Below are 6908 nucleotides of genomic sequence, written 5' to 3'. Positions count from 1 at the left end.
CTGGAGCGTTACGGAAGGGGAGTAAATATCAAAGCGTGTTTGCATGAGGCGCTGGGGCACCCCATGCAACACGTAATTGGGACATAGCCTTATTTAAGTCCATAGCCAGTTCTTGTACCTTGTTCATATATATACCCTCAGAAAAGTGATTTAATTAAATTACTTAGTCAGTGCGAGCCAACGACTGCCATATTGATTCAGCGTAATTCATATTGCAAGCCCTTTTATATCAGCCTAGTGAAAATGTAAAGTGGCTTACTCGATTTTATCCCATTTATATATTTCACCTAATACAAAATTCTTTAATTCAATTAATAAGTATTGGATTATTTATTTAAAATATTTCCAAAAACCTCATCCACCGCCGCCTTTTTACTCTCAACGGAGTGGTGGACATATCTTTGAGTAGTGACAATGGTCTTGTGGCCCAGTACCTCTTTAATCACTGACAGAGGTTGTCCACTCATAGCCAGGTAGCTGCCGGTTGTGTGTCTCAGACCGTGGAACACCAAGCCGGTGATCTCTGCCTGTGCCAATGCGGCGTACCAATGCTTATCGAAGTGCTTGAAAGGGAATAGGGAATCATCAGGATGTGGGAACAACCAGCCATTCCCTATTTCACGAAAGGCGGCCAGCTCGTTCAGACAGTCGCCAGTGAGCGGCAAAACACGGTCTGTGCCGTTCTTAGTGTCGCTTAGGTATGCTGTCTTGTCTTGGAAGTTGATCGCGCTCCAGCGTAGCCCCAGGAGCTCAGAACGGCGAGCCCCAGTGCTGACGGCCATCAGCACAAGCAGGTGCAGACGCTCCCACTGACTTACCTTGCAGGCTGCTAATAGTCGCTCCAGTTCCTCACGGGATGCGAATCGCTCACGCTGGCGGGCTTCTTTGATTTGTTTGATCTGGCGGGCGGGGTTGTGCTGGCAGTCGTAGCGGTCGTTTATGAACTCGAACACGGAGGACAGTGCGGACTTGTACCTATTATGGGTAGCCGTAGCCATGCCATCGTCAAGCATCGCCTGAAGGCATTTTTTAACGTCTTGTTTTGTGATTTTGCCGATTAACTTGTCTGCACCAATCGCACAGGCCCACCAGTTGAGACGCCCTTTCACGTTGGGGTCTTTGCCGGTGTGCTGGTCGAGGTACTCAGCTATAGCACTTTGGAGGGATAGAGTATTGAGCGTAACGTTAGCCAGTGTTCCAGCCAAGTCAGCATTGAGGGTGATTAAAGCGGCGAATTTTTCCGCCTCTTTTTTAAGGCGAAATGTTTTAGATACGCGAGAACCCTCCCGCATGAATTCCACACGGTAGGTTTTACCTTTTGCGCCTTGTCGTTCTTGTACTTTTGCCATTTTCAACATCCTTACGCCTGATTGCGCCTAATGGGATGTTGACTCGCACTGACAGAGTTAGAGCTTTTATTTTAAAATCATCAACTTAATGGTGCCGAGGCCGGAATCGAAGATGGCACACCAAAGCCTTTAAAATCAACAAATGCACATTGTAAAAATTTCATCATATACCTACCCGTATACCAATAATATTTTAGTGCTACCGTCCTGCATGTATCGACACCCAGTACCGATCTGGTTCAATTGGCCAAGGCCAAGCAGCAAAGAAGCTACATGCTGAGGGACAAGGCCGCCCTCTTTGTAAGGGGTTGCCAACTCTCAGAGCGAGAACCTACTACAACAACCAGATATCGAGCAGGCTGCAGACACCCGTGAACTGCTTGCACAGGTGGAGCCACTGCTGAGCAGCATCTTGCGTGATGATGACCGTTATATGAAGAGGGGCATCATACTGGCTGATTTAGCCTGGGCAAGCATGCATCACTGAAACGGTAATCCCCCCGCAAATATTATCGGTACCAGATGTAGCAAAGCTCGTAGCGATGCAGCCCTTGTCTATTCTCACTTTTGAGCAACACCAGGCCAACCATAAACCAACTTCCAATGACAACCGCTCACTTTCCGGGGGATTTTGATAGCGATTTACACGTTCATCCCCCACTTTATTTACCATTCAGAGAACATACCTTCCATTTACCAAAGTCCTAATCCCTGGTAAAACTGCCGCTTAGATTCCAACTCCACCGAATTATTGATGATGCGCAAAGCATGCTTTAGATAGCCAGCAGCAGCGGAATAGTCTCGCATCTGTTCACAAACTTGGATCAAGCGGATTAGAACGTGAGATTTACTCGGACACTTTCTATTTATTACCTCAAGCGCTTCGCGTGCCTCCGAGAAATTAGCCTCCAATCCAAACAACGTTGCACGCAGAAAATCAAGCTCTAGCGACTCACCATCCAGCCTTTCTGCCTCCTGAATAAGAGCTTTTGCTGGATTAGTTTTTCGAAGCGTAAGAAACGCCTTTATGCCAATCAATCGGATTGATTGTTGATCACTCCCCTGTAGGCCGCTTTTGTATTCTCGGAGGAATACCTCTTCAAAATCAAACAGTCTATTTGCACGATAGAGCGCATTCAGTTGCTGTACCAAAGCAGTAAAATCATGGTTGCGAGTAAACTCACTCCCAGCTACTTTTGCGGCCTTTAGGTAGTCTTTTTCCTCCAAGGCCGTAACAACCGATGTTGACCAATCCGTAGAGACCTGCCCGCCTGATGGCGTTACGGTGTATTGTGGAGCGCTTAATTGCTTTTGCCTTGCCAGCTCAAAATCGGATCGAAGAGATTCAATATCGCAGTATCGCTCAGACGGTAATTTCCTCATGCACCTCAGGATCAGTGCATCCACAGCAGGAACAATGTTGGTGTTGATTTCACTGGGGCGCTTGAAGGGTGCATGGCGGCGCACCTGAGAAGGTGTGTCATGCGGGAGCTGTCCAGTTAACAATTGATATAAAAGAACACCGAGGCTGTAGATATCACCTCTCAATAAATCCTCAAATGTTCCTTTGCGAGAAACACTATCGGAAAACTCTGGTGCAGCATACAGAACTGTACCCCCATTTTCCCGAGTTCGGACATAAATTTCTTCGGGAAGAGCGGAGCTTCCAAAGTCAGTCAACTTCACCAAATCTCCCGCACCCACAAGAATATTATGTGGTTTGATGTCGCCATGCGAAATAGGGGTTGGTAAAGTTGCCAAAAAACCAACAGCGTCAAGCACCTGCGCATATATGCCGAACAGCCACTCAAACGTGTTACCGAAATGTTTATCTCTTTGCTCCAGTTTTTGAGCAAGGCTTTGACTCGGAAAGTACTCCATTTCTATGAAGAACCATTCGTTCTCTGGAGGAATTCTCCCCATATCACAAATCCGAACGATATTAGGATGTTGATCTACTGTTAGAAGCTCTTTTCCTTCGGCAAGTAGACGATCATCTTTAGTCAGGTCTTTAGGTATCTTCACCGCGACAATGGTGTTGTCTGACAGTCTCTCCGCCCGCCATACCCAACCATGACTGCCGTCACCGAGACATTCGAGCAAGAGATACCTATTGCCTAAGCGTTTATTGGTACCTGGCAGAAAGTGTGCAGACTTAATTTTCACATCAACCTCTCACTACGAATCTGTTTGAGAAGTAGAGTTCCACTGGGCTCAATCTCAAAAATAAACCGGTTAAAAATAACAGCTGTATTTCGTATTGCCGGGACCAGCACACCAACCGACGATTTGAAACCTTGTCGACATCTCTGTAGAAGCACATCTTTATTTGGCGCAGAGACAACCCCCTTGCTCCAGGCCGAAAGAATCAGCACTGAAGGAGCATCACCCCACCTCATGGATGCCTCGAGTAAATTGCAAAGCTTCTCGTCGAGCTTTTTTTTCCCCCGAGCGGTTCCATCGAAGCGTTCAAACTCAATCAAGACATCAGGCGTCCGTTTCGTTCGGCAAAACCAGGTTGAGTCAGAACGAATATCAGCACCATGCGTCATCGGCACCGGATACTCGGTTACCGCCATAAAACCAAGTTCATATCCTAGCTGATTCCAAGCACTGCAACCTAAGCTGTGAATTAAGACATCCTCGTCACGAACCCCCCAGCTAGACAGCATGGGGTAACTGCGACCGACAAACTCGAGTGAGGACATTTCTGCGCAAATACGCCCTACGAGATCAGTCACCAAAGCTTCCCCAAACTCGCAGCACTTCAGGCGATTCTCCGCCGTGTATCAGAGCCTTGCCACCCACTTTAACCAAGAGTGGAGCAGGAATAGATCGCCCACATACCAAAGCCTCACCCGTTGACAAATTAGGCAACTCGTCCAAGTCGGCCTTACTTACCATGTCAGACGCTTTTGCGATAAAGCGCTGGTCGTCCGGGTTTTTCAGTCGCATGGTAATCAGGGTGTTGCACTGTGATGTCACATCTGCGTCCAATTTTGATGGACGCTGGCTAACAATGGCAAAGCCAACGCCAAATTTGCGCCCTTCACCAGCAATTTTCTTGATGATCCGGTGACTGACCGCATTTCCGCCGGCAGGAGCAAAATTATGTCCTTCTTCATAAACCAGGAAACAAGGTCGCAGTGGATCTGTTTTGCTGGACGCAGCACGTAAAATCTCACTGGAAAGTAGCGCGCAGATCACCTGTTTGGCCGTATCACTCAGCCCTTGCAGATCGATCACAACGAGACGCCCCTGTTTATTCGAAGGGCGGCCGACCATTTTGTAAACATCGGTCGGGGCGGCCATAGCCGCAGAGTAGAAACTTTGCGCTTCGTTGAGTACTCGAGACAACTTCATCGAAGTCACAGCCGCACTGCGGCCGTTTAATGCTTTGCCTTCTGCTTCAGAAAGATCATCCCATTCTCGTAACTCTTCAATGCCATCACCGAGAAGATATCGAAGGCGATTGATATCTCTTGGCTCAGTCTTGTCTGCTGTTCGCCAGTAGCGCAACGCCACATCAAGAACACGTTGCTGCGGCTCGGTCAGTCCTGGCAGAATCTCTGCCACATCATCCATTTCAAAGTGATCGAACTGCAGCGCAAGCTGGGTGTTTTTGCCTGCGTATTTGTGCTTGAACGAATCATTTTGTGGTGTGTAAACATGGATTCCCGCTCCAGCTTGCTGTAATCGTTCCAAGGTCTCGCGGATTTTCGGAAGCGTAGTGCGATCGCGTCCATCTTCGCTTTCTGACAGGCCTTCTGAGAAGTTCAATTGCCCTTTTGCCAAGGCTTTTCCATATTCACCATGCGGGTCGAAAACAACAACAGTTCCATTGTTCAGTGCCACCAAGCGTTCAATGATACGGCCAACTGTGTAGGACTTACCTGAACCAGTCATCGCCAAAACGGCCATATGCTCAGTGACCAGTTTGTTTACGTCTAAAAAGACGGGCACTGTGTTATCGCCGCGCTCATACCCAACGAGATTTCCTAGGTGCAAACTCGAGTGTTCGTTGAATTCGTAGAAGTCGCTTAAAAATTGAAAATCCACCGTTTCAACGGCAGCGCCGGGATCGAGCGGGCGGCGCGGAATTTTTATCTGACGAGACACCGGATCGCGGTAACCAACCAGTTCAACATTTGCATAGAGATTCTCGCCAGTAACGCTGGCGCCCGGGAGTAATTCGAGCTCAGTCACGCCATCGCCAAAGCCAGCATTGAACAGCATATTAGTTCGAGTAATTCTGGTAACTCGTCCGAGCACAGGCACAACGCCTTCATCGGCGCGTTCCTGATGCATGATGCGGACAAACTCCCCTCGGCGTACGGAAAAGGAATCCTGAACCACCATCGTCAGTTGCGCTGCGTCACCGGTATTGCCAACCAGCTTTCCAAGTACCTTGTGTTTCATGATTCAAACCCTTCATCGAGACCGGATAACCACGTACTTTCAACATCATTACTACGCAGAGCTTCATTTAACCCTTGCTGATAGTAGGCAGTGAATTTTTCGAGAATATTGAGTTGCTGCCGACTTAACAGCTGCGGCAATGGCATTGCTTGCTTCCTGCTTTGCATATCCAGAATCATCAATCGGGATGCCACTGTATCCAGCAAGGTGGAATTCCAATCGGATTCTTCTCCAGCCAACTGGGCCAGTTTTATTTGACTTGAGCGCGCACTGCGAAAGTGAAAGCCAATGACTCCTTGTCCCACCTCACCAGCAGGCTCCATTCGTGATCGATTCTCGGTCATCCGAAAAGCGATAGTTCGGGTGAAGTTACCCAATATGCCATTGATAAAACGAGTATCGCCAATGCCGCTAAGACGCTCTTCCAATCCTTCGAGCAAGGCAGCCGTGTTCGGCGCAAAACCGTCGCTGGTTAAAATATGCTTACGGCCTTCTTCTGTGCGCAAATCTTGCCGAGCGATACTGACAATGGCAGAGAATCGCTCAGCCAGAATGCTGGTGAGGACAGGGCCTTCCGGATTCCATGGAAACAGGGATGCTCGGTTATTCTGCCAAAACCGCTCGATTGTATCCCTAGTCTTTTCAAATTCAGCCCAGTGCCGCACGTTCCGTTTCAATGGGACCATGTCACGATCAATGAACAACGGGGTATCAATAAGAATCAGGTTGGCAGAACCCTTCTGTTGCAGCAGCCGCTCCACTAGGGCATAGCTGTGCCGCATCTCCACCAAATCGAGGCGCTTTCTCTGTGCTTCGAAATCAATATCATCAAGCTCAGATACAGAATCAGATCCAGCAGTGCTGACCTTATTATCCTGTATCGTCAGATCTGTTCTTACCGCAGCGGAGGCATAGATAAATCCCCCCAAAGCACGGTGAATACATGAATGACTCGCTATACCGGAGACCGCGAGATTGACGACTGATGGTCGCTTTACCGACTTAATTAAGCCTGCATCCCGAAATAGGGGCGCCATTTGCTCAATATCCCGAATCTGTTTGAGTAAGCGACCAGCACTGCCAGGCAATCTCAACTGACTATCAATAGCCAGTGCTTGTGCAAGATTGGTTGTTTTCATC

The 6908-nt window shown here is 48.3% G+C and carries 5 protein-coding genes; all 5 read right to left on the bottom strand.

Annotation, left to right across the window (positions count from 1 at the left end):
- Nucleotides 1–326: 326 nt before the first annotated feature.
- Nucleotides 327–1349 carry a tyrosine-type recombinase/integrase gene (locus ACW5XD_RS20635; RefSeq protein ID WP_456496491.1) on the bottom strand — a complete coding sequence of 341 codons (1023 nt, stop codon included), beginning with the start codon at nucleotides 1347–1349 and terminating at the stop codon, nucleotides 327–329.
- Between the two features lie 693 nt (nucleotides 1350–2042).
- The gene (locus tag ACW5XD_RS20630; protein ID WP_456496490.1) at nucleotides 2043–3515 is read right to left on the bottom strand and encodes a protein kinase domain-containing protein; all 1473 of its coding nucleotides are present in this window, start codon (nucleotides 3513–3515) and stop codon (nucleotides 2043–2045) included.
- Complete coding sequence (locus ACW5XD_RS20625) at nucleotides 3512–4090, bottom strand: hypothetical protein (protein ID WP_456496489.1); 579 nt, start codon at nucleotides 4088–4090, stop codon at nucleotides 3512–3514. The genes ACW5XD_RS20630 and ACW5XD_RS20625 overlap by 4 nt, the downstream gene beginning before the upstream one ends.
- A complete protein-coding gene (locus ACW5XD_RS20620) occupies nucleotides 4083–5768 on the bottom strand; it encodes an ATP-binding protein (RefSeq protein WP_252377465.1) in 1686 nt (561 codons plus the stop codon). Before ACW5XD_RS20620 ends, ACW5XD_RS20625 begins: the two co-directional genes overlap by 8 nt.
- Nucleotides 5765–6907 (bottom strand): hypothetical protein, encoded by a 1143-nt coding sequence (locus tag ACW5XD_RS20615; protein ID WP_408855164.1) that lies wholly within the window; start codon nucleotides 6905–6907, stop codon nucleotides 5765–5767. The genes ACW5XD_RS20620 and ACW5XD_RS20615 overlap by 4 nt, the downstream gene beginning before the upstream one ends.
- Nucleotide 6908: the final 1 nt, after the last annotated feature.

The organism is Aeromonas enterica, assembly GCF_054052465.1.
Note: the sequence above shows the minus strand (reverse complement) of the source record. Positions and strands in the feature narration are given on the sequence as shown.

Coding starts and splice junctions, on each gene's coding strand:
- ACW5XD_RS20635 (WP_456496491.1), bottom strand. CDS start 1,349: ATGGCAAAAGTACAAGAACGACAAGGCGCAAAAGGTAAAACCTACCGT.
- ACW5XD_RS20620 (WP_252377465.1), bottom strand. CDS start 5,768: ATGAAACACAAGGTACTTGGAAAGCTGGTTGGCAATACCGGTGACGCA.
- ACW5XD_RS20615 (WP_408855164.1), bottom strand. CDS start 6,907: ATGAAAACAACCAATCTTGCACAAGCACTGGCTATTGATAGTCAGTTG.